The organism is Streptomyces sp. NPDC021749 (genome assembly GCF_040640655.1).
Classification (GTDB): domain Bacteria; phylum Actinomycetota; class Actinomycetes; order Streptomycetales; family Streptomycetaceae; genus Streptomyces.
Window position 1 is genome coordinate 1 of the sequence record NZ_JBFACE010000072.1, and the last position, 21,459, is coordinate 21,459.

The window sequence follows — 21,459 nt, forward strand, 5'->3', positions numbered from 1 at the left end:
GTGAACGGGGCTATCCAGGAGGGCTCCGACGCCGTGATCACACCAGACACACCATGATCATCTCACCCGTGACCAGCAGTTACGGGACAGCCCTTAGCTGCCCTCTTCCCAACAGTTTCTCGTAGCTGCGCTTTCGGGATCCGCTCCCCCGGCCACCAGGACCTGTGGTGATACTCCCTGACTCAATCCTGCTGCGATTGCGGCTTGAAGCTGTACAACCTTGCAGCGCGGTGACAGGCATCACACGAGTCTGCATCCCGGAATGTCGGTTCCGCTCCATGGATTCCGTTTCGCGGAGGTACCCAGACAAACCCTCCGGCATATACGTTCCGCCCACAACTTCTTCATGAAATCTTCATTCTTGTGGTCGGGGGATGCCCGGATGTCTGGCTTAGTGCGTCGCAGACGCTTACATCGAGTGCTGTCGGCTGGGATAGCTGGGCTGCTGTCGGCAAGTCTGTTGCCGGCGGTCCTCGCACCGCCCGCCTGGGCCGCGTCTCACCCGTCGACGGCCTCTACCAAAGCCGTCACCTCGACAGACAAGTCGGATACTGAAGCACCCACCGAAGACACCGCTCTGGAGCAGGCCAAACGCACCGGTCGGGAGGTCGAAGTCACCTCCCTGCGGGGGGAGGCGGCTGATGTCGTGGCCACTCCGGAGGGCAAGCTCCAGGCCCGCCAGTACCTCCGACCGGTCCGCACCCGGGTCTCAGGACAGTGGCAGGACATCGACACCGACCTGGCCAAGCGGAGCGATGGGATGGTGGCGCCGAAGGCGGCAGCCGTAGGCCTGGCGTTCTCCGGCGGCGGCGACAAGCCGCTGGTGACGCTGCGCAAGGCGGGTCGCCAACTGGCGCTGTCCTGGCCACGATCCCTGCCGGCTCCGGTGCTGGACGGCGCACAGGCCACATACCGGGACGTGCTGCCCGGTGTGGACCTGCGGATGGGGGCGCAGGTCGACGGCTTCACCCAGCTTCTTGTCGTCAAGTCCACTCAGGCTGCTGCGAGTTCAGAGCTGGCGCAGCTGCGGCTGAAGCTTGCGGCCGACGGCATGGACGTGAAGGAGACGTCGACCGGTGGTTTGGAGGCGCTCGACAAGGGCGCAGGCTCTGCGGTGTTCGAGGCGCCCACCCCGTTGATGTGGGATTCCAGCACGGGTGGGCAGAGCGCCACTGCTCGCAAGGACCCGAAGTCCGCGCCGACCGAAGGGAAGACCTCCCGGGCGGCAGAGGGCGGTGCTGAGGGTGATGAGCCGTCGGCCGGCGAGTCGGGCAAGCTCGCGCCTGTGGGGGTGGACGTTCCGTCCGGTCAGGACCAGGTCGTCCTCAAGCCGGACGCCGAGGTCCTGAAGGGCAAGGACACTGTCTACCCGGTCTTCATCGACCCACAGTGGTCCACCTCTCGGGCGACCTCGTGGACGATGGCATCGAAGTACTGGGCGTCCTCCCCGCAATGGAAGTTCAACGGCGACCATGACGCGGGGATGGGGTACTGCGACTGGAACCACTGCCAGCCCGAGGACACCAAGCGGCTCTTCTACCAGATTCCCACGACGGCATTCGCCGGAAAGTGGGTGAAATCGGCGGAGTTCGTGGTGCGCAACACCTGGTCCGCTTCCTGCAGCAAGAAGGAGGTGGAGCTGTGGCGGACCAAGCCCATCTCGTCCTCGACGACCTGGAACTCCCAGAATGAATCGGGCTTCTGGCAGAAGAAGCTGGCCTCGAACAGCTTCGCCTATGGTTACGAGGGTTGCGCGGCCAAGGACGCCGAGTTCGACGTGTTGTCCGCCGCCAGGGAAGCGGCGGGCAACAGGTGGCCGACGCTGACCTTCGGGTTGAAGGCCGGTAGTGAGAGCGACGCTCTGGCGTGGAAGCGGTTCTCGGACAAGGCGTTTTTGCGTGTGGAGTACAACCGGCCGCCGCCGCAGGTGAAGCCGTCCCAGCTGACGATGGAGTACGGCGGAATCTGCAAGAAATCCGGCGCGCCTGCCCGGATCCGTACCCGGGGAAAGCTTTATGCCAGCAACATCACCGACCCGGACAAGGACCGAGTCCGGGTCGAGTTCCAGGCCAGCTGGGATGCCGGTGACGGCAAGGGCACCCTCGCCCGGTGGAAGTCGGGACTGACGACGGCGAAGAAGTCCGGCGCCGACTTCGCCATCAGCCTGCCCACCTCCATTCTGGCGAACAAGACGGTGAGCTGGGCGGTGCGGACCTACGACGGCGCACAGTACTCGCCGTGGTCGTTCAGCGGGTCCGCCGAGGCGTGCTACTTCGTCCTCGACACCCAGGTGCCCGCGGCCCCCACGATTGGCTCAGGGGAGTATCCCTCCTCCGATCCCGACAATCCTGACGATCCTTGGTACGACGGGGTGGGCCAGTACGGCACCTTCACCGTGGCGGACAGCCACCGGGACGTGAACCGCTACAGATACGGAATCAACGGCGACCCGTCCGACAAGAACACAGTGACCACGACCGGCGGGGCGGCACGGAACATCCCCGTCCTGCCGGAGAAGGCCGGGCTGAACTTCGTGACCGTCCAGGCCTTCGACGCCGCCGGCAACGGTAGCGAGATCCGCACCTACCAGTTCCGGGTCAAGGCCGGGCAGCCCGAACGCGCCACCTGGCAGTTCGACGAAGGTGCCGACGCCGCCGAGGCGAAAGGCTCTACCCCGGCCCGGACCGCGGACCTCCACGGCGGCGCCACACCAGGCGCGGAGGGAGTGGCTGGCACTGCCCTGTCCTTCAACGGCACCGACGGCTACGCGGCCACCGACGTCCCCGTCGTCGACACGTCCCGCGGCTTCTCCGTCTCAGCCTGGGTCCGCCCTAACCAGATCCCCGAACACCCTGCCATCGTCGCCACCCAGCCGGGCAACAACCGGCCAGGCTTCGAGCTGTACTACTCCTCCGACCTCAAGCGGTGGGTGTTCAACCAGTACACCTCCGACAGCCCCGACGCCTCCATCGCCCGCGCGATGGCACCCCAGCCAGGCGGTGTCACCGCCAACGAATGGACCCATCTGGTCGGTGTCTACGACAGCAGCGCCAAGGGGCTGCAGCTCTACGTCGACGGCAAGCTCGCCGGTCAGACTCCGTATGCCGATGCCTGGAACGCGCGGCGCGGCCTTCAGTTGGGCGCCGGTTCCTACGGCGGTGCGCCGGGTTCTTTCTTCCCCGGGTCCATCGACGAGGTGGAGATCTTCGATAAGCCGGTCTCCGCCGGCGAGGTGACCCGGTTGTACGGCAAGGAGCGGATCCTTGGTCCCGGGCGGCCTGCCCGTGCGGTCTTCCCGCTTGATGAGAAGGCCGAGGCGAAGCAGGTCAGCGGTCATGGGGATGTCATGCCGGCCGTGCTTCATGGCGGTGCCGAACCGGGCAAGGCAGAGGTGGCGGGCAACGCCGTGACCTTGGACGGCAAGGACGACTACGCCTCGGTGGACGCCCCGCACTTCAACACTGAACGCTCCTATGCGGTCACCGCATGGGCCCGGGTCACCGACGCCGCACGCAACCAGACAGTCGTCGCGCAGGACGGCGGCTTCCTCAGTGCCTTCTACCTCTCCTACGAAGCCTCCGGTGGCGTGTGGAGTGCCCGTCTGGCCACCAAGGACGCCGCCGACGGCAGCCTCAGCCAACAGCGCGTCGCCTCGAAGCAGAAGGCGAGCATCGGCAAGTGGGTGCACCTGGCGGCGGTGCACGACACGGTGGACAACACCGTGAGTCTGTATGTCAACGGCATCCTGCAGGGCAGCACCAACGCTGCGCAGGCCTGGTACGGCGACGGCGCCCTGCAGATCGGCCGAGCCCTGTACCGAGGTGCTTACACCGACTACTTCGCCGGTCAGATCGATGACGTTCGTGTCTTCGACCGCCCGGTCTCCGAGGGCGAGATCCACCAGCTCGTCCAGCGACGACCGGTCCTGACCGGCCGCTGGCAGTTCGACCAGGCATCCGACCCCGGAGCCAACTCCGTATCGAGGGGGCCGGCCATGACGCTGGGCGGCGGGGCGAAGCAGGTTTTCGGTGGAGGGTTCCTGGGGGAGGGAGGACTGGTGCTGGACGGCGCACAGAACTACGCCTCCAGCTCGATCCCTCTCGACACGAGCGAGAGCTTCACCGTGACCGCATGGGCGCAGGCGGCGTCGATACCCACTCGCCCGGCGGCACTGGTGAGCGCTGAGGCAACCAATGCCAGCGGTTTCGCCATGGGGTTCGCGCCGAACCCTACGAAGACAGGTGACGGGGTCTGGCAGGCGGTCACTGCCCGGTCCGACACGAGCGATACCGACTACGACTGGGCGGGCAACGCACAGCCCATGAACAGCGTGACGGACTGGAACCACATCGCGATCGTCTACGACGGCTTCGCCCGGCAGCTGCGTATCTACGTCAACGGTGAACTCGGTGAAGCCGCCTGCCTGGACGCGGACGGCGACGGCCAGGCCGACGATACGCAGTGCACCGAAGTGGTGCCTTGGGCTGAGGACGTCATCTCCATCAAGGCACTGAAATCTCTGCAGATTGGTCGGGCGAAGGGCCGCGACGCCTTCCGGGACTACTGGCCCGGCGCGATAGACGACGTATGGACCTTCCAGGGCGCGCTCACCGATGAACAGATCGGCCGCCTGGCGGGTGAGTGGGACGAGCTGCCCACCGAGGTACCGAACGTGCCCGATGCGGGCTGATCGCATGGCGGGCGGTCTCGGACCGCCTGCCACACACCAGCGCACTTTTCTTCCGGAGTGGAACACCACGGTGCCGACGGCACCGATCGGTGAGCAGCAAGGGGTGGGACAGAAGTGAACGGCATGCTTGGTCTTGTCAGACGCGCGCGGCTGCGGCGCAGTCTCGGCGTGGGCGTCTCCATGGTGCTCGCTGGCTCCCTGCTGTCGGTTCTGCCGTCAGCGGCACAACCCGCTGCGGCATCTGGAGCGGCGGCAGCGCGTGCGGACGTCGGCAAAGCCGTCGCCGGCACCTACGGTGTACGGGTCAAGCCCCGGAAGCTGCCTACCGGTCCGCGCATCCCCAGGGAGCATCCCAAGAGCGACTGGCCCAAGGCGGCCAAGGCAACCCTTCACCTCGCACAACCCGGCGCCGCATTCAGGCCCTCGGTGACAGGCGGGAAGGACGAGGGCCTGCCCCTCACCCTCGCACCCGCCGAATCCCGGTCGCGAAGGTCGGCCAAGGCCCACGGGGCACATCGAGGCGCAACGGCGGGCGCGGTGCCGGGCTCGGTGACCGCGCACGTCCTTGGCCAGCAGCACAGTCGCCGGGCCGGTATCGACGGGGTGCTGTTCACCCTGCAGCCCGCCGACGGCTCCACCGTGGCTGCCGGGCAGCAGCCCGGCCCCTTACGTGTGGGCGTGGACTACGGCGACTTCGCCGGGGCCTTCGGCGGCAACTACGCCTCCCGGCTGCGCCTGGTCGAACTCCCCGCCTGCGCGGCGACCACTCCGGACAAGGCCGCGTGCCGCACCGCGAAACCACTGGCCACCAGCAACGACACCGAGAAGCACACCCTGACCGCGTCATCGGTGCCGCTGCGCGCGAACGGGCCCACCGTCCTCGCCGCGGTCGGTGACGACAAAAGCGTCAAGGGCGACTACAAAGCCACCAGCCTCTCGCCCTCCGCGACCTGGAACACCAACCTCAACACCGGCGACTTCACCTGGTCCTACGACATGCCCGTCCCCGAGGTCCCCGGCGGCCTGAAGCCGAGCGTGGGCCTGTCGTACTCCTCCGGCGCCATCGACGGCCGCACCGGCAACAGCAACAACCAGGGCTCCTGGGTCGGTGACGGCTTCGAGCTGTGGCCCGGCTACATCGAGCGCCGCTACAAGCCCTGCTCCGACGACGGGGTGAAGCACGCCGACGGCAACAAGCCGGGTGACCTGTGCTGGGGTTACGACAACGCCTTCATCTCCTTCAACGGCAAGGCCGGCGAACTCGTCCCCGCCGGCAAGGACACCTGGAAGCTCCAGAACGACGACGGCACGAAGATCAAGCACCTGACGTCGTCGGCGCGGGACAACGGCGACAACGACAACGAGTACTGGGAGCTGACCAACCCCTCCGGGACCCGCTTCTACTTCGGTTACCACAAGCTGCCCGGCTGGGCCGCCGGCAAGGACACCACCGACTCCACCTGGACCGCACCGGTCTTCGGCAACAACAGCGGCGAGGACTGCCACAAGGACGCCTTCAAGGACTCCTGGTGCCAGCAGGCCTGGCGCTGGAACCTCGACTACGTCGTCGACCCGCACGGCAACGCCATCGCCTACTACTACGACAAGGAAACCAACTCCTACGGCCGCGACCTGAACAAGGACGACGACACCCCTTACGTACGCGGCGGCTATCTCAAGCGCATCGAATACGGCCGCTCGTCCAGCGACCTGTACGCGGGCAAGCCACTGGCCCAGGTCTCCTTCACCAACGCCGAACGCTGCCTGCCCCAGACCGGGGTCACCTGCGCCGCCGACACCATCGACGCAAAGAGCTTCTACTGGTACGACACCCCTTGGGACCTGAACTGCAAGGCCGACGCCACCTGCGACCAGGGACGCTTCTCGCCCACCTTCTGGACGCGTAAGCGGCTCACAGGGGTGACGACCGAGGTCCTCAAGGACGGCGCCCTGACCAAAGTCGACTCCTGGTCGCTGGCACACCGCTGGGGCAAGGCCGACGTCGACTACCAGCTGGAACTGGAATCCATCCAGCACACCGGCCACACCGACACCGCACCCCTGACCCTGCCGAAGACCACCTTCGCCTACACCCAACTCGCCAACCGCCTCGACAAGACCGGCGACGGCTACGCCCCCTACATCAAGGACCGCCTGTCGACCGTCGACGACGAATACGGCGGCCGGACCGACGTCAACTACTCGGACCCCGCCTGCTCCTTCGGCAGCCTGCCGACGCCGGAGTCCAACACCACACGGTGTTTCCCGCAGTTCATCGGCGGCAGCTCCAGCGACGACATGGACAAGGAGTGGTTCAACAAATACGTCGTCACCTCCGTCACGACGTCCGACCGCACCGGCGGGGCCCCGGACCAGGTCACCCGCTACAGCTACCTCGGGGACGCGGCCTGGCACTACGACGATGACGACGGGCTGACCAAGGAGAAGTTCAAGACCTGGTCCCAGTGGCGCGGCTACGGCCACGTCCGCGTCCAGACCGGCGGCCAGGGCACCGCCGCCGACGCCATGAAGACGCAAGAAGACAGCTACTTCCTGCGCGGCATGGACGGCGACCGCAAGAGCGCCGGCGGCGGTGCCAAGGACGTCAAGGTCACCCTGGACGACGGCGAGGGAGAGCCGCTGACCGACGATGCCTCGGCGGCCGGCTTCCCTTACAAGACCGCAACCTACTCGGCGCCCGGTGGGAAGGTCCTTGCCAAGACCGTCAGCCGGCCTTGGCACCACGAGACCGCCAAGAAGGTCCGTGACTGGGGCACCGTGACCGCGCACTTCACCGGCACCGCCAGCACCCGCACCTGGATCTCCCTCGATGACGGGGCCGGTGCGAAGTGGCGCACGACCACCACCGCGTCCACCTTCGACACCGTTGCCGGCCGGGTCACCGAGGTCAGCGACCGCGGCGACGACGCCACCACGGATGACGACCGGTGCACCCGTACCGCCTACGCCACCAACACCGACAAGAACGTCCTCACCCTGCCCGCGCGCGTCGAGACCGTCGCCACCGAATGCGGCACCAGCCCGGACCGGTCCAAGGACGTCATCTCCGACGCCCGCACCGCCTACGACGGCGGCGGTTACGGCGCCGCGCCCACCAAGGGCGATGCCACCGCGGTGGCCAAGCTCAAGAAGCACGACGGCACCACGGCCACCTACCTGGAGACCGGCACCACCTACGACGGCTACGGCCGCCCGGAAAAGGTCACCGACCTCACGGCCAACGTCACCGCCATCGGCGACAGTGCCCCCACCCGCACCGCTCGCACCGACGGCCGCACCACCACCACGGTCTACACCCCCGCCACCGGCATCCCGGCCAAGACCGTCGTCACCACACCGCCCGCCAACCCCAAGGACGCCACGACCGCCCAGACCACCACCAGCGAACTCGACCCGCTGCGGGGCCAGCCCACGGCCACCGTCGACACCAACGGCAAGCGCACCACGCTGAAGTACGACGCGCTGGGCCGCTCGGTGAAGGTGTGGCTGCCCGACCGCGGCTCCCTGCCCACCTACCAGTTCGCCTACCTGGTCGAGGAGGGCAAGCCGGCGGCTGTCGCCACCTACACCCTCAACCCCAGCGCCCAGTCGCAGACGGTCTCCTACACCCTCTACGACGGCTACCTGCGCGCACGCCAGACCCAGGCCCCCGGCCCGGACGGCGGGCGGCTGATCAGCGACACGTTCTACGACGAACGCGGCCTGGTGGCGAAGTCCTTCGCTCAGTACTACGCGCTGAAGAAGCCGGAGCGCGAGCTGTTCAAGCCCGCCGATGCCCTCAGCGTCGAGACCCAGACCTGGAAGACGTACGACGGTCTGGGCCGGGAGATCGAGAGCCGGGATGTCGCCGGCAACGGGGAGGGCGGCAAGGTCCTGGCGGTCACCACATCCCTCTACGGCGGTGACCGCACCACCGTCATCCCGCCCGAGGGCGGCATCGCCACCACCACGGTGACCGACGCGCGCGGTCAGACCACCCAGCTCCTGCAGCACCACACGCGCGCCGCCGATGCGCCGGCCGAGACCACCCGCTACACCTACACCCCGGCCGGCAAACTCGACAGCGTCACCGACCCCGCCGGCAACACCTGGGCCTACCAGTACGACCAGCTCGGCAACCAGACCTGGTCCAAAGACCCCGACAAGGGCGTCACCAAGACCACGTTCGACGACCGCAGCCAGCAGACCACCAGCGAAGACGCAGGCGGCGCCGTACTGGCCACCGTCTACGACGGCCTGGGCCGCAAGACCGAACTGCACGACAAAACACCCGACGGCCCGCTGCGCGCCAAGTGGGTCTACGACACCCTCGCCGGCGCGAAGGGCCAGCTCGCCGAATCCACCCGCTACCTGGACGGCAAGGCCTACACCACCAAGATCACCCAGTACGACACGCTCTACCGGCCGCAGCGCACCGCCACCGTCATCCCCGACTCCGAGGGCAAACTGGCCGGCACCTACCAAGCCAGCACGTCGTACTACGGCAACGGCCTTCCGAAGGCGCGCAGCTTCTCCGCCATGGGGGCCCTCGTCGGCAAGGGCTGGAACTACACCTACGCCGACGACACCATGCGGATGACCACCGTCTACGGCACCGGCATCCGCTCCGATGCCACCTACACCCTCACCGGCAAGCCCCTGACCTACCGGATCGTCGGCAGCGGAAAGCCCACCCAGGTCACCAACACCTACGAGTGGGGCACCCAGCGCCTGTCCAACTCCCGCGTCGACCGCCAGGACATCGCCGGCGTCGACCAGTCCGCCACCTACGGCTACGACCCCGCCGGCAATGTCACCTCCCTCTCGGATGTCTCACGCTCCGGCACCGACACCCAGTGCTTCACCTACGACTACCTACGTCGCCTGACCGAAGCCTGGAGTCAGGACGCAAAGACCTGCGCCGACAAGGCCGCCGGCAACCTGATCGCCGGCCCGGCCCCCTACTGGCAGTCCTACGGCTACGACACCGCCGGCAACCGCACCACCCTCACCCAGCACGACCCAGGCGGTAACACGGCCAAGAACACCAAAACCACCTACACCTACCCCAAGCCCGGAACCCCCCAGCCCCACACCCTCACCTCCCTCGACACCACCGGCCCCACAGGTACCAGCACCTCCGCCTACGGCTACGACAACGTCGGCAACACCACCACCCGCACCCTGAACGGCGACAAACAAACCCTCACCTGGGACGTCGAAGGCCACCTCGCCAAGGTCACCCAACCCACCGGCGACACAGGCACCAAAACCACCAGCTACGTCTACGACGCCGACGGCAACCGCCTGATCACCCACACCGACGACCGCACCACCCTCACCCTCGGCGACCACACCGAAGTCACCCTCGACAAAGGCGCCGACAAACCCAAAGCCACCCGCTACATCCCCCTGGGCAGCGGCCACCAAGCCGTCCTGGCCGACGACGGCACCTACACCCTCACCCTCGCCGACCACCACGGCACCGGCCAACTCGCCATCAACGCCACCAACCAAACCCTCACCCAACGCCGCCACCTCCCCTTCGGCGGCCCCCGCGGCACCAAACCCGCCCACTGGCCCGGCACCAAGGGCTACGTCGGCGGCACCAACGACACCGACGACACCGGCCTGACCCACCTCGGCGCCCGCGAATACGACCCCGATACCGGCCGCTTCCTCACCGCCGACCCCGTCCTGGACCCGGCCGACCCCCAACAAATCAACGGCTACACCTACAGCAACAACAACCCGCCCACCTTCAGCGACCCCACCGGCCAGCTCTTCGCCGACCCCGACGGCTCCGGACGCGGCACCGGCGTCGTCCACAACCGCCACGGCGGCATGCGCCTCTCCGGCTCCAACGACTACATCCCCGGCCCCGGCGCCTGCATCCAGCCCTACTGTGGCGGATACTCGGAAGAACGGCGCGGCAGCATCGGCAGCAGGGCCAGCGCCGCCTACCGGTCGGGACTTCCAGGAATTTCGAACATCAACCCACTTGACCCGTCTGAGCCACAGATCATTGCCCTGTGGGCTCTTGGGGCAGCACCCTCGGCGTGGCAGTTCTGGGAAGGCGACAGGTTCACCAAGGACGTCAAGAACATGGACTGGATATGGATCGTCAAGTCCATGCTGGCAAACCTCAAGGGGAAGTCAGTGGGAGACGAGGCCGACACGGAAGAAATTAGCTATCACGCTACCTACGCCGCAGACTTGTACCACCTTCCCGTATGGGCACTCCCCGCATTTGACGCCATCCGATTCACCGACCGAGCCGCGGGCATGGAATCGGCTGGCCCAGCCGCAGCCCAGGCGATACTCGGCTCCTACAGGCTTCACGCCCGCTTCGATTCCTATGACCCGAAGACGAAGACTGCAGGCATACAGTTCACCCTCAACAACCCGATGACCCGCGCTTCAGCAACACGTGACGCCAGTGCAGCCGGATACCAGAAGGGAGAAAGCAACCCCCTGATGGCAAAGATCTCAGAGATGGGCCTGGATTTCGCTCCACGCGGACAGAAAGACGCAGCCATGACGGTCCGCTGGCGAGATCAGATCAAGATGACATACCCGCTGAAGACCAAGTGAACTCACCCGATTCCCAGCCAGAACACTGGTTTCCCATCTCGACCGAAAGTCGAAAAACTGCAATGCACTTCAGAAGAATCGCCTCACTGGGACTCGCGCCACTCGCCCTCTTGATAACTTCATGCGCGACGGCGTACGAGCCACTGCCGCCAGCACCCCACTTCACGGCAAGTGCCCTGACAGGCGAATGGCATGGCCCTGAAGGCGCCCGCTTCTCCTTGAGCAAGGCAGGCGAGCTCACAGCAGTACGACTTCGGGGCCAGGAAACGGACTTCGATGACCACTGGAGCCTCTCCGGCAAGGGGACATGGGAGGTGCTCGATTCCTACAAAGGCGGCCGCACCGTAGCTGACGGGAATATGGTGAAACTAACCATTAAGAACGGGAAGTCGAGCGCCGCGAAGGTCGGGCAGGAACAGATAGAGGGGTCCAATGCATCCTCAACAGAAGAGAAAAAGGCGCCAGCCACCTACACCTGGTTTGTGAGCGTCAAGAAGGAAGGTAAGAAACTGCGCCTCTATTACGTAGTCGGCGACCCGGATTCACGATGGCTCTGTCAGTTCACACACCCATAACATCACCACGACGCACCTACCGGATGCCCCCTCGCAGATTCCGCACGTTTCGGAGCTAACCTGCGTTGCCACGGTTCCGAGGAGCCGAGTTGGTGGGACCGGTTATTCGGTTCTTTCAGATCGGTCTCAAGCATCTGGTCCCATAACGTTGGTGCCGTGCGGGCCCGTGTGGAATTCGTTAAACGTCTCAAACCCGACCGATTCAGTGGAGGGGCCATTCAGTGGCAAAATTTAGCCCCGCCGAGCTGTGCTTGGCGGGGTGATCTGGGTCTGACGGAAGGAGTTGACGGCAACGTCAGCGGACGAGGCTGGAGTAGGGCTATGAGTTCTCGCCGTTGCTGTTGCCCGGCTCGGTGGTTTCCCCGCTGCCGATTGCGGTGCTGAGGAGGTCGATGGCGTCTCGCCGGAGAGCACCACCACGTTTAACCAGAGTAGGCAATATGCCTGATCGCTTCATCGTGTACGGTTTCCAAAGTGATGACCTCAGCGACGCTGAACGACTGATCGCCGAATCTCTAGGAATACAGTTCACTGCACGGGAGAGCTCTTTCAGGGGAGGAAAATACCTCATCTATCGCGGGCCCGATCGTCTCGAGATCACCATTGAGTCGAACTTCGCCGACGATGAAGGTGTCCTCTCCGTTCCTGAATTTACCCGATGCTTGACGCTCATCTTCGTCGGCCACGCAACCTCAGAAGTAGAGAACCGACTGAACAGTGTGGGTGAGATTGCAATACTCCGCACTGAGTTGGTTGAGTAGCCGTGCCGCCCTCCTCGTGAAATCCGGTACCTACCCAGTGGCGACGGTGCTACCGACGCAGCTGATCGGAGCCCGGCTGGTGCGGCCGCCGACCGCCTTACTGATCGTTTCAGAATGAGGTTCGCAGGCGGCGGAGGCATATGAGGCTGCAGGCCAGTTCGAGCAGTCCCTGGTGGAGATCCGCGCGTCGCTCGTAGCGGATGCGGAGCCGTTTGAACTGGTGCAGCCAGGCGAAGGCGCGCTCCACCACCCAACGGACCTTGCCCAGCCCGGAGCCGTGGGCGACGCCGCGTCGGGCGATCAGGGGTTTGATGCCGCGTTTCCGTAGCAGGCGGCGGTACTTGTCGAAGTCGTAGCCCCGGTCGGCGTACAGCCGCCGGGGCTTGCGGCGGGGGCGTCCCCGCAGACCCCGGATCGATGGGACCGCGTCCAGCAGTGGCAGGAGCTGGGTGACGTCGTGTCGGTTGCCGCCGGTGACCGTGACGGCCAGCGGGGTTCCGTGGCGGTCGACGATCAGGTGGTGCTTGGAGCCGGGGCGGGCGCGGTCGACGGGCGAGGGGCCGACGTGATCCCCCCTTTGAGGGCCCGGATGTGCGAGCCGTCCACGGCGCTGTCGTCCAGGTCCAACAGGCCGGCTCGGCGCATCTCGCTGAGCAGGGCGGCGTGCAGGCGGGGCCAGACGCCAGCCTCGGTCCAGTCCCGCAGCCGCCGCCAGGCCGTCACCCCAGAACAGACCACCGTCTCCGCGGGGACGTCACGCCAGGCGACGCCCGTCCGCAGCACGTACAGGATGCCGGCGAGTGCCGTTCGGTCGGGAACACGCAACCGTCCCGGACAGCGGCGGCGGCGCTCGGGAACGGGCGGCAGCAGCGGAGCCACCCGCTCCCACAGATCGTCAGGAACAAGATCAACACGCACCCGGGACAGCCTGCCGACCAAGATCGTCGAGCACAAGACCCGCAGCTCAACTCATTCTGAAACGATCAGTTACTCATCTAGCCCATCACATAGCCCGTACCGCGGTCCTCGAACCAGGTCACCCACACCCTCGACGGCTTCTTGTCGGGCATCACCACGACGAGCGGGGCCTGCTTGTGGTCCCCCTCCCACACCGCGTTGCGGGCAACCGCCGGCCTCCGGAAGGCGGGGTCGAAGCCACGGGCGGCCGGAATTCCCTCGCGCAGGCCGGCCATGAAACCGGGGTCGAGGTCACGGGCGATGGCGTCGTGCAGCGTGGTCAGACCGATCGGCTTCTGACCCGCCGCTCTCGCGACGCGCACCAGGTGCTCGTGAGCGCGTTTCACATTGCCCTGATGATCGGCGAGAACATCGATGATCTCGTCGGTGATCCTAAACCGCCTGCGCTCGGGCTTCTCCGTGCTGCCGGTCTCCTCGGCGCGGGCCAGCCAGCGCCACACCTGCCGCACGCTCACATCCAGCGACTCGGCGACCAGCCGCACATGCGCGGTGGTCAGCTCCCCCGCCTCACGCAACCGCAGCAGCTGCGCCACCGCAGCGGGACGTAGTTCGTCCCGATGCCGCCCCAAGCCCGCCTGGGAAGCGTCGTCCAGCGTCGTCACCGGTGCCCGCACCCCAGAGGTGGGCGGGCGGATAACGGCACGGCGATCACGTACAGCCTCCAACGTCGAACAACGCTTACGCATAGGGCAGTTCAGCCGGACACACGTGTGTGACGGGTGCGTCTGACGCGAGGCTATGAGCTGCGTGTGGGCTTCCCGCTCAGCCGCTCACTCGGGACGGGTGACAGCACAGCAATCCCACCAGTTCGATGGACGCACGTGCTAACGACCCTCGGAGGCCGCCGCGGGAACCCGGACCAGCCCGGCTCCGCGACACCGCCACCGGCGTCGCGCTCCAAGTACCGCCGGAACCGCCCAGGAGAGTGAAGTGGCGGTTTCCTTCCGACGCTCCGCCCGGCCCATTCGCTGGGCTCGAAAAGCGCTCCGTTCAGTCGCGCTCCCGGTCCGTGGATCTGGTCGACGTGTCGTTCTGGAAGGCTTCGATCCTCGCCCAGAGTGCGTTGCCCAGCTCTCGGACTTCAGGGGTGTATTCGATCCCGCATTCCCGGGCGGCTTCCCGGGTTCGGGCCTCCTTCTCTGCCTGAGTGAGCGTGGCGGCGTCCCTGCCGAGAATGTCGTCGATGAGCAGGCCGGCGTTCACAGGCGGCTCAGCAGCCGGGCCCTGTTTCTGCGCCACTTCCCCAAGGAGCTGACGCTTGAGCTGTCCGTCGCGTGCCCGTCGCGTGGCGGCCCGCTGGACGTAGGTTGCGATGGGAACGTTGAGCTCGGCTGCGTGCTCGCCGATCAGGGCATACTCTTCCGGCGAGAAGGCCACCAGGACTTCGATGTCCGAGGGCTCTGTGTCGGTCATGGCACCCATGATGGCCTTCGGCTCCGACAGTTCCCCAGCACCCAACCCCTGTCGATCGCGGGTGCGCGTCATGAAGGGCAGCCGGCCCGTGACCCCACGGCTCCACGAAGACCAGGAAGACAAAGGAGATGCGAGGAACGCGACATCGGCAGATACGGCCTCAGGTCACTGCATGTTCGGGGAACTGTCACCATGATCGATCGATCCAACCACCCCTGAGCAGCGCCAACATCCCTACAGGTCAGTGACACACGAAGGGTTTGCCACCAAGGGCGAGCTGGCGCGCGCGATGATCCTGCGGGTCCTGGCCTCGTCCCTGCCCATCGCCTGGGTGACCGGCGACTGTGCCTACGGCCAGGAATGGCGCATGCGCCGCACCCTGGAGGAAGCCGGCGTCGGCTACGTCCTGGCCGTGCCGAAGTCCCAGCAGCTCCACGCTCCCTTCGCGCGGATCGACCACGCCATTGCTCAGGCACCACCGGATGCCTGGGAGCGGATGTCCTGCGGCGACGGCGCCAAGCGCCCGCGAGTCTATAACTGGGCCACCGCCCGTCTGCCGGCCATCGACGTCTTTGACGGCGACACACCGACGCACCAGCGGTGGATGCTGGCTCGCCGCCGCCTGACCAGGACCGATGAGATCGCCTACTACCTCGCCTACGCGCCCAACGGCACCACGGTCGCGGACCTGGTCCGGGTCGCCGGATCTCGCTGGGCGATCGAGGAAGCCTTCCAGGCCGCCAAGAACGAGTGTGGCCTGGACCAGTACGAGGTCCGCCGCTATCCAGGCTGGTATCGGCACATCACCCTGGCCATGCTCGCCCACGCTTTCCTGACTGCCCTGGCAGCCCAGACCACCGAAAAAGGGGGCAGCAGAAACGACACCACCAGCACCATCCCCATCACCGTGGCAGAGGTCCGGCGACTCCTGGACGTTCTCCTTCCCCACCCCAGACCCGACAACGACCCCATCGCCCACGCATTGAACTGGTCCCACTGGCGCAGACACCACCAAGCCACCGCCCGGCGCTGCCACTACCGAAGAAGAACCAGCTCACGCAACGATTTCTGACTGGAGTACTAGCGGCCCTGCGATGGGCGGGCCTCGCCCGTGCCCAGTGTGATCACGGCCCGAGGCCGCATGGGCTCCTCGCCGCGTCGGGAGAGCAGGACCACCTCCTCGACCAGCGCCACCAGCGTGCCGAGCCGAGCCGCGCACTCGGCGGCCACGTGCTGGGGGTCCTGCGTACGCCCGAGGGACAAGTGCGGGGTGAAGCAGCCCGCGCGCCCTCGGCACAGCGGGAAGCGCAGCGCCAGCTCCTGGTGCAGGTGAGTCCACGGTGCCGGATCCGCCGCAGCCGGGTCGAGCCACAGCGTCGCGTAGTGGCGGTGTCGGAAGTACCGCACTCCGGCCAGGCGGGCTGTGAACGCCGTGCTTTGCGCTGCCCCGGCGCTGAGCAACGGCACCGCCCGCGCGAACGTCTCCTCCGGCACGAATCCGAACAGCAGATTCACATGCGGCGGCCACCGCCGGACCTGCGGATCGTGCTCCCAGCGGATGTCCTGAATGACCGGCCAGAGCGTCCGTGGCGGCAGCCATGCCACCGCCGTCCGGGCCGTCGGCGCCACCTCAAGCGCATCCTCCGGCTCGGCCCCGCCGTAGAGCGGATTCCCGTCCACAGGGCCATGGTCTCAAATCGGGCTCGGAGGGCCTCCGGAGTCTTTACGAAGCGCCGTGCGTTGTCCGGCATGTGCTCGGAGAACTCTGTCTGCTGCGCGGCCTTCGCTTCCGGAGCTCGTGTAGGCCCTGGCTGGGCCTGCTTGTCCCCATAGGCACTGGCCGGGCCTGCCTCTCCCCCACCGGCAGGTCGCGGCTGGCGAGGTGGAACGCTCGCCGGGGCGGCCCGTCAGTCCTTCGGCCTCGCCGACGTCTTGGCGCAGAGGTAGGGCGCGCGAGCAGCAGTCCGGTGCCGGTCATGGCGATGCCGACGTAGACCGGCGCGAGGTGGATGAAGTCCGTGTAGTGGATCGCGCCGTGCACGGCGACAGCCGGCAGGAAACCGGCGGCGGCCGCCGCGGCCAAGGTCCAGAACACCCAGCAGCGCGACCCGGCCGCCAGCCCATGCGCTGAGCAGGGCGATCGCCACCGCGGCGGCCATCAGGGCGCCGCCGAACCCTGCGCGGTCGTGGGCGACGAACGGCACCAGCCGAGGGCTCACGGTTTCCAGCATCTGCGTGCTGGTGCCCAGGAAGGCCAGGTCGGTCGATACGAAGACACCGGTCAAACCGACCACCGAGATCACCGCTCCGCCGACGAACAGCCCCGCTCCCGTGATGATCAGCAGCAGCTGGCCGACCAGCGCGCGCCGGCGTTGCGGTTCCGGCCCCTGGGGTGCCAGACGCCACCGCGGTGTGTGCGGGGTCCGTCGGACTGCGGCCACGAACATCGGAAACAGCACGATGATGGTGGCGGTGTGCAGGGTTCTACAAAGCCGGTGGCCAGGAAGTAGAACAAGCGCAGCAGGTCGTACGAGCGCAGCGCGGTGGCCACGTCCGGGGTGTTGTCGAGGCAGTGAGCGAGGTGACCGCGTCTTCCAGCGCCTGGCACGCGCCTGGCCCAGATTGCGGGGCATGGCATGGGCGGCGTCGCCCACCAGCGCGACCCGGCCGCGGGCGAAGGAGGGCAGCGGCAGCAGGTCGTACAGGTCGTGGCAGAGCACGGCGCCTGCGGGACGGCGGCCAGCAGGGCGGGGACGGCGACCTGGCCGGGCAGGACAAGGAGTCCCAGGAGGTGTCCATGCTCGCCCTCCACCTGCTTCAGTTCGCCCTGGTCCACGTCAACACGCTGCTGATGCAGCAGGTCCTCGCCGACCCGAAGTGGGCCGACACGCTCACCGATGCGGACCGGCGGGCGCTGTCGCCGCTGTTCTGGACGCACGTGAACCCGTACGGCAGGTTCGAGCTGGACATGGACAGCCGCCTCGACCTGGGCCTGGAGTTGGCTCCAGCAGCGACGGTGCCCGGCCCGCGCGCTTCCGTGGGCCGGGGCGCCACGGCATCCACCTGACCAGAACCGGGCACACGGTGGAGGCATGGCCGGGCGGGTGCGCCGCTGTGCGTACATCTTCTGAATCCACTCCGCCGCCCCGCCCTTGGCGGTGATCTTTCCGCGCTTGTCCTGCAGGTACAGGTCCTCGGATGAGGACGGCGCCAGCCGGGGAACGGAAGCGGCAGTGCTTCAGAGCGTGGGGCCTTCGGCGGCGGCCAGCATGTTCTCGATGAGGTCGGCGGCGCGCGGGGTGCCGCCCTCGGCCCGGGCGGCGGCCTGCAACTGTTTGGACCGGTCGACGCGTTCCGGATCCGTGACCAGGTCGTTTAGCGCCGTGCGAAGGGTCTCGGCGATGGCGTCAGCGGTGTCCACACGGCGGGCGACGCCGAGTTCCACGAGCCGGTCGGCGTTCATGAACTGCTCGGCTCCCTGCGGCGCGGCGATCATGGGAACGCCGGCGAGGAGCCCTTCGCCGCAGCCGCCCATGCCGGCGTGGGTGACGAAGGCGTCGGCCTGTTCCAGGATCGCCCGCTGCGGGACCCAGGAGTGCACTTCGACGTTGGGCGGGATGGTGCCGAGTTCCTCGGGGTCGGTGTACTTGCCGATCTGGAGTACAACGTGCCAGCCGGGCAGGTCGCCGAAGGCCGCGATGCACTGGCGGTAGAACGCGAGCTGGCGCGTGTACGCCGAGCCGAGCGAGATCAGCAGCACATGGTCCGCGGCCGCCGGGCGGGTCCAGCCGTCCGTGTCCGCTCGGGTGTCGAAGCAGGGGCCGACGAAGGTCACCGTGTCGGTGTCGACTCGATCGGCGTGCGGCTGCATCGCTCTCGGGATCAGGGCGAGGGCCCGGGCGGGCGGGCCGGAGAACGTGTCCACGTCCGTGGTGGTCGCACCGCAGTCGGCGAGCCACCGTGCGAACCTGTCCCGGTACGCGTCGGCGCCCGGCAGCTTCCGCAGATGCGCCGCGACTTCCTCCTGGTAGCCGTCCCAGCCGACGAACGTCGGGGACAGCTGCACGAGCGGACGGCCCTGCGCTTCGGCGAGGGCGCGCGCGGCATAGGCGCCGATGTCGTAGAGGTACAGGTCGGCCGGATCGTCGTTGTAGGCGGCGCGCAGTTGCGGGAGCGCCTGGACGGCGTCGTCGAGGAAGAGGCTCGCCGCGGCGATGGGATCGGCAGGCCAGTCGTTGTCCGCGACGGGCAACGTGGAGGTGCAGGGCACCAGCTCCGCGCCGGCGGACTCGATCCGGTCCGCCACGAACGGGTCGTTGGCGTAGGTGACCCGGTGCCCGCGGGCCACCAGCTCACGGATGAGCGCGAGGCTGGGCAGGACATGGCTGACGATGGGGACGCCGACCATCGCGATATGGGCCCGGCGACGGGACATGGGCGATCACTCGTTTCTGGCGCGGGAGGGGTGCGGGCGGTGTGGCGAGGACGCGGTGTCAGGGCTGGTCGATCTGCGCGGCGGCTTCCTCCAGGTCGGCGACGGTCCCCGACATGATCGTCCGTACATGCCTGGTGATGTGCTGCACGGGCCAGTCCCACCACGCCACGGCGAGGAGCCGGGCGATGTCCGCAGCGTCGTAGCGGGTGCGGATGAGCCGGGCGGGGTTGCCGCCGACGATGCCGTAGTCGGGGACGTCGCCCGTGACCACCGCGCCGGCGGCGATGATCGCGCCGTGACCGATGCGTACACCGGGCATGACCGTGGCGCCGTGGCCGAACCACACGTCGTTGCCGACGACCGTGTCGCCCCGGCCGGGCAGGTCGGTGATCAGGTCGAAGTGCTCCGCCCAGGAGCCCCCCATGGTGGGGAACGGGAAGGTGGAAGGACCGTCCATGCGGTGGTTGGCGCCGTTCATGATGAACCGGGTGCCCGTCCCCAGCGCGCAGTACTTGCCGATGACAAGCCGCTCGGGACCGTAGTGGTACAGGACGTTGCGCGTCTCGAACGCGGTCGGGTCGTTTGGATCGTCGTAGTAGGTGAAGTCACCGACCTCGATCAGCGGCGACTTCACCAACGGTTTGAGCAGAACCACGCGCGGGTGCTCGGGCATCGGGTGGAGCACGGTGGGGTCAGCGGGAACGGGCGGCATCGCGGAGGCGGTTCCTCTCTGGTGGACCGAGAGCGACAACTGTCGCGTTAAGATGCTGGCACAGCCCTGCCGCCTTGATCAACCGGATACTGATTGCCGATGACAGACCCACTGGACACGACATCGGACCGCCGCCCGGGCGGTCGCACCGCCCGCATCCGCGCCCAGGTTCTCGATGCGGTGCGCGCCGAACTCGCTGAACGCGGTCACGAAGGACTCACGATGGACGGTGTCGCGACGCGGGCCGGAGTGCACCGCGCCACCGTCTACCGGCGTTGGCACGATGTCGGCGGCCTGCTCGTCGACCTCATAGACGCCGCCAGCGAGATCGACTGGCAGCCGCCGGACACCGGCTCGCTGCGCGGCGATCTGACGGCCCTCAACCAGGAGATCCAGGAATCCCTGGTCGTACAGCCGTCGTTCGCCATCGCCCTGATGGCCGCCTCGTTCCACTCCGAACAGGCCGCGCGGGCCCAGACGCAGTTGTGGACGGACCGGTACGACCAGTGCGAGATCCTCGTCGAGCGCGCCATCGAGCGCGGTGAACTCCCCGCACAGCACACGGACGCGCGGAACCTGCTGATCGCCGCCACGGCGCCGCTCTACCACCAACTGGTGCTCCTGCGTGCGGATCCGGACCCGCAACTCCCGAAACGGGCCGCGGAGACGGCAGTCCTGGCGGCTGCCGCGGGCGCCTTCTCCGTCCGTCGGGAAGAGAGCGTGTGATCGAGGAGGGAGGGAGCGAACGCAAGCGCAATCAAGAGCGCGACAAGACCTGGATCACGGTCCAGTAGCCCTGGTTCGGACACCAGGCTGCAAATCGCCGTGAGGTCGACTTTTGAGGGCTACGGCGGCGGGCGGCCGGGTCGCGCTCGGCGACGTGCCGGGCGACCGCGTCCACACCGGGGCGGGTGTACCGCTCCAGCGAGGGGACGGAGGCGTGACGGGAGCGGGCAGGCAGCATCGGGGGGAGGTGCCGCCCTCGGCGTCGTGGGTGAGCGCGCTGCGGCAGAGCCGGTGCAGGGTCCAGCCGTCCAGGTCCTCGACGTCGTCGGGTGAGGCGAGGGGTTGGCCAGCAGGCGGGTGTTCTCCTCAAAGATCTCCTCAGTCCGACGGGAGGAGAGCCGGGCCCGGCCGGTGTCCGGGCACACGTCCAGGATCGCCGTTCCGACAGGGGCCTTGCGGCCGGTGAGGAACAGCGGGCCGCGGCTAGGGAGCGTATTTGGTTGTGATCAAGGGGCCGCTCGCGTGAGGTCCTTGATCCAGATCACGGAGGCCCGGAGGTGGAGTCCCGCGAGGTA

General features: G+C 67.4%; 14 protein-coding genes and 1 pseudogene. 7 read left to right on the forward strand and 8 right to left on the reverse strand.

Features of this window, described 5'->3' with window-relative positions:
* Nucleotides 1-418: 418 nt before the first annotated feature.
* The 4 genes from AB0G35_RS35945 to AB0G35_RS35960 all read left to right on the forward strand — a co-directional run bounded on the left by AB0G35_RS35945 (nt 419) and on the right by AB0G35_RS35960 (nt 12,620).
* Nucleotides 419-4,690 (forward strand): LamG-like jellyroll fold domain-containing protein, encoded by a 4,272-nt coding sequence (locus tag AB0G35_RS35945; protein ID WP_360958585.1) that lies wholly within the window; start codon nt 419-421, stop codon nt 4,688-4,690.
* 549 nt (nt 4,691-5,239) lie between these two features.
* A complete protein-coding gene (locus AB0G35_RS35950; RefSeq protein ID WP_360958588.1) occupies nt 5,240-11,284 on the forward strand; it encodes an RHS repeat-associated core domain-containing protein in 6,045 nt (2,014 codons plus the stop codon).
* Between the two features lie 218 nt (nt 11,285-11,502).
* Nucleotides 11,503-11,859 carry a hypothetical protein gene (locus tag AB0G35_RS35955; RefSeq protein WP_360958590.1) on the forward strand — a complete coding sequence of 119 codons (357 nt, stop codon included), beginning with the start codon at nt 11,503-11,505 and terminating at the stop codon, nt 11,857-11,859.
* A gap of 440 nt (nt 11,860-12,299) precedes the next feature.
* Nucleotides 12,300-12,620 (forward strand): hypothetical protein, encoded by a 321-nt coding sequence (locus tag AB0G35_RS35960; protein WP_360958593.1) that lies wholly within the window; start codon nt 12,300-12,302, stop codon nt 12,618-12,620.
* 109 nt (nt 12,621-12,729) lie between these two features.
* Here the strand turns inward: AB0G35_RS35960 and AB0G35_RS35965 are convergent.
* The 3 genes from AB0G35_RS35965 to AB0G35_RS35975 form a co-directional block, all read right to left on the reverse strand.
* A protein-coding gene (locus AB0G35_RS35965; RefSeq protein ID WP_360958596.1) for an IS5 family transposase occupies nt 12,730-13,538 on the reverse strand; the annotation gives its coding sequence in 2 pieces (ribosomal slippage) (nt 12,730-13,199 and nt 13,199-13,538; 810 coding nt in all).
* Nucleotides 13,539-13,615: 77 nt separating this feature from the next.
* The gene (locus AB0G35_RS35970) at nt 13,616-14,200 is read right to left on the reverse strand and encodes a hypothetical protein (RefSeq protein WP_360958598.1); all 585 of its coding nucleotides are present in this window, start codon (nt 14,198-14,200) and stop codon (nt 13,616-13,618) included.
* 388 nt (nt 14,201-14,588) lie between these two features.
* Nucleotides 14,589-15,011, reverse strand: a complete 423-nt coding sequence (locus AB0G35_RS35975; RefSeq protein WP_360958601.1) for a hypothetical protein — start codon at nt 15,009-15,011, stop codon at nt 14,589-14,591.
* Between the two features lie 244 nt (nt 15,012-15,255).
* Between AB0G35_RS35975 and AB0G35_RS35980 the strand changes: the two genes are divergently transcribed.
* Complete coding sequence (locus AB0G35_RS35980; protein WP_360958604.1) at nt 15,256-16,083, forward strand: IS701 family transposase; 828 nt, start codon at nt 15,256-15,258, stop codon at nt 16,081-16,083.
* A gap of 8 nt (nt 16,084-16,091) precedes the next feature.
* Here AB0G35_RS35980 and AB0G35_RS35985 read toward each other — a convergent pair whose 3' ends face one another.
* The 3 genes and pseudogenes from AB0G35_RS35985 to AB0G35_RS35995 form a co-directional block, all read right to left on the reverse strand.
* A complete protein-coding gene (locus AB0G35_RS35985) occupies nt 16,092-16,691 on the reverse strand; it encodes a 2'-5' RNA ligase family protein (protein ID WP_360958606.1) in 600 nt (199 codons plus the stop codon).
* A gap of 227 nt (nt 16,692-16,918) precedes the next feature.
* A complete protein-coding gene (locus AB0G35_RS35990) occupies nt 16,919-17,470 on the reverse strand; it encodes a hypothetical protein (RefSeq protein ID WP_360958609.1) in 552 nt (183 codons plus the stop codon).
* Nucleotides 17,471-17,591: 121 nt separating this feature from the next.
* Nucleotides 17,592-17,740, reverse strand: a pseudogene (locus tag AB0G35_RS35995) (FAD-dependent monooxygenase); the annotation flags it as partial.
* A 68-nt stretch (nt 17,741-17,808) separates the two neighbouring features.
* On the opposite strand from AB0G35_RS35995, the gene AB0G35_RS36000 reads away from it, so the two are divergent.
* Nucleotides 17,809-18,078 (forward strand): Tn3 family transposase, encoded by a 270-nt coding sequence (locus tag AB0G35_RS36000; protein ID WP_360958620.1) that lies wholly within the window; start codon nt 17,809-17,811, stop codon nt 18,076-18,078.
* Nucleotides 18,079-18,249: 171 nt separating this feature from the next.
* On the opposite strand, the gene AB0G35_RS36005 is transcribed toward AB0G35_RS36000, so the two are convergent.
* Nucleotides 18,250-19,446, reverse strand: a complete 1,197-nt coding sequence (locus AB0G35_RS36005) for a macrolide family glycosyltransferase (RefSeq protein WP_360958611.1) — start codon at nt 19,444-19,446, stop codon at nt 18,250-18,252.
* 58 nt (nt 19,447-19,504) lie between these two features.
* Nucleotides 19,505-20,158, reverse strand: coding sequence for a CatB-related O-acetyltransferase (locus AB0G35_RS36010; RefSeq protein ID WP_360958614.1), 654 nt, complete (start codon nt 20,156-20,158; stop codon nt 19,505-19,507).
* A gap of 99 nt (nt 20,159-20,257) precedes the next feature.
* Between AB0G35_RS36010 and AB0G35_RS36015 the strand changes: the two genes are divergently transcribed.
* A complete protein-coding gene (locus AB0G35_RS36015; RefSeq protein WP_360958617.1) occupies nt 20,258-20,884 on the forward strand; it encodes a TetR/AcrR family transcriptional regulator in 627 nt (208 codons plus the stop codon).
* Nucleotides 20,885-21,459: the final 575 nt, after the last annotated feature.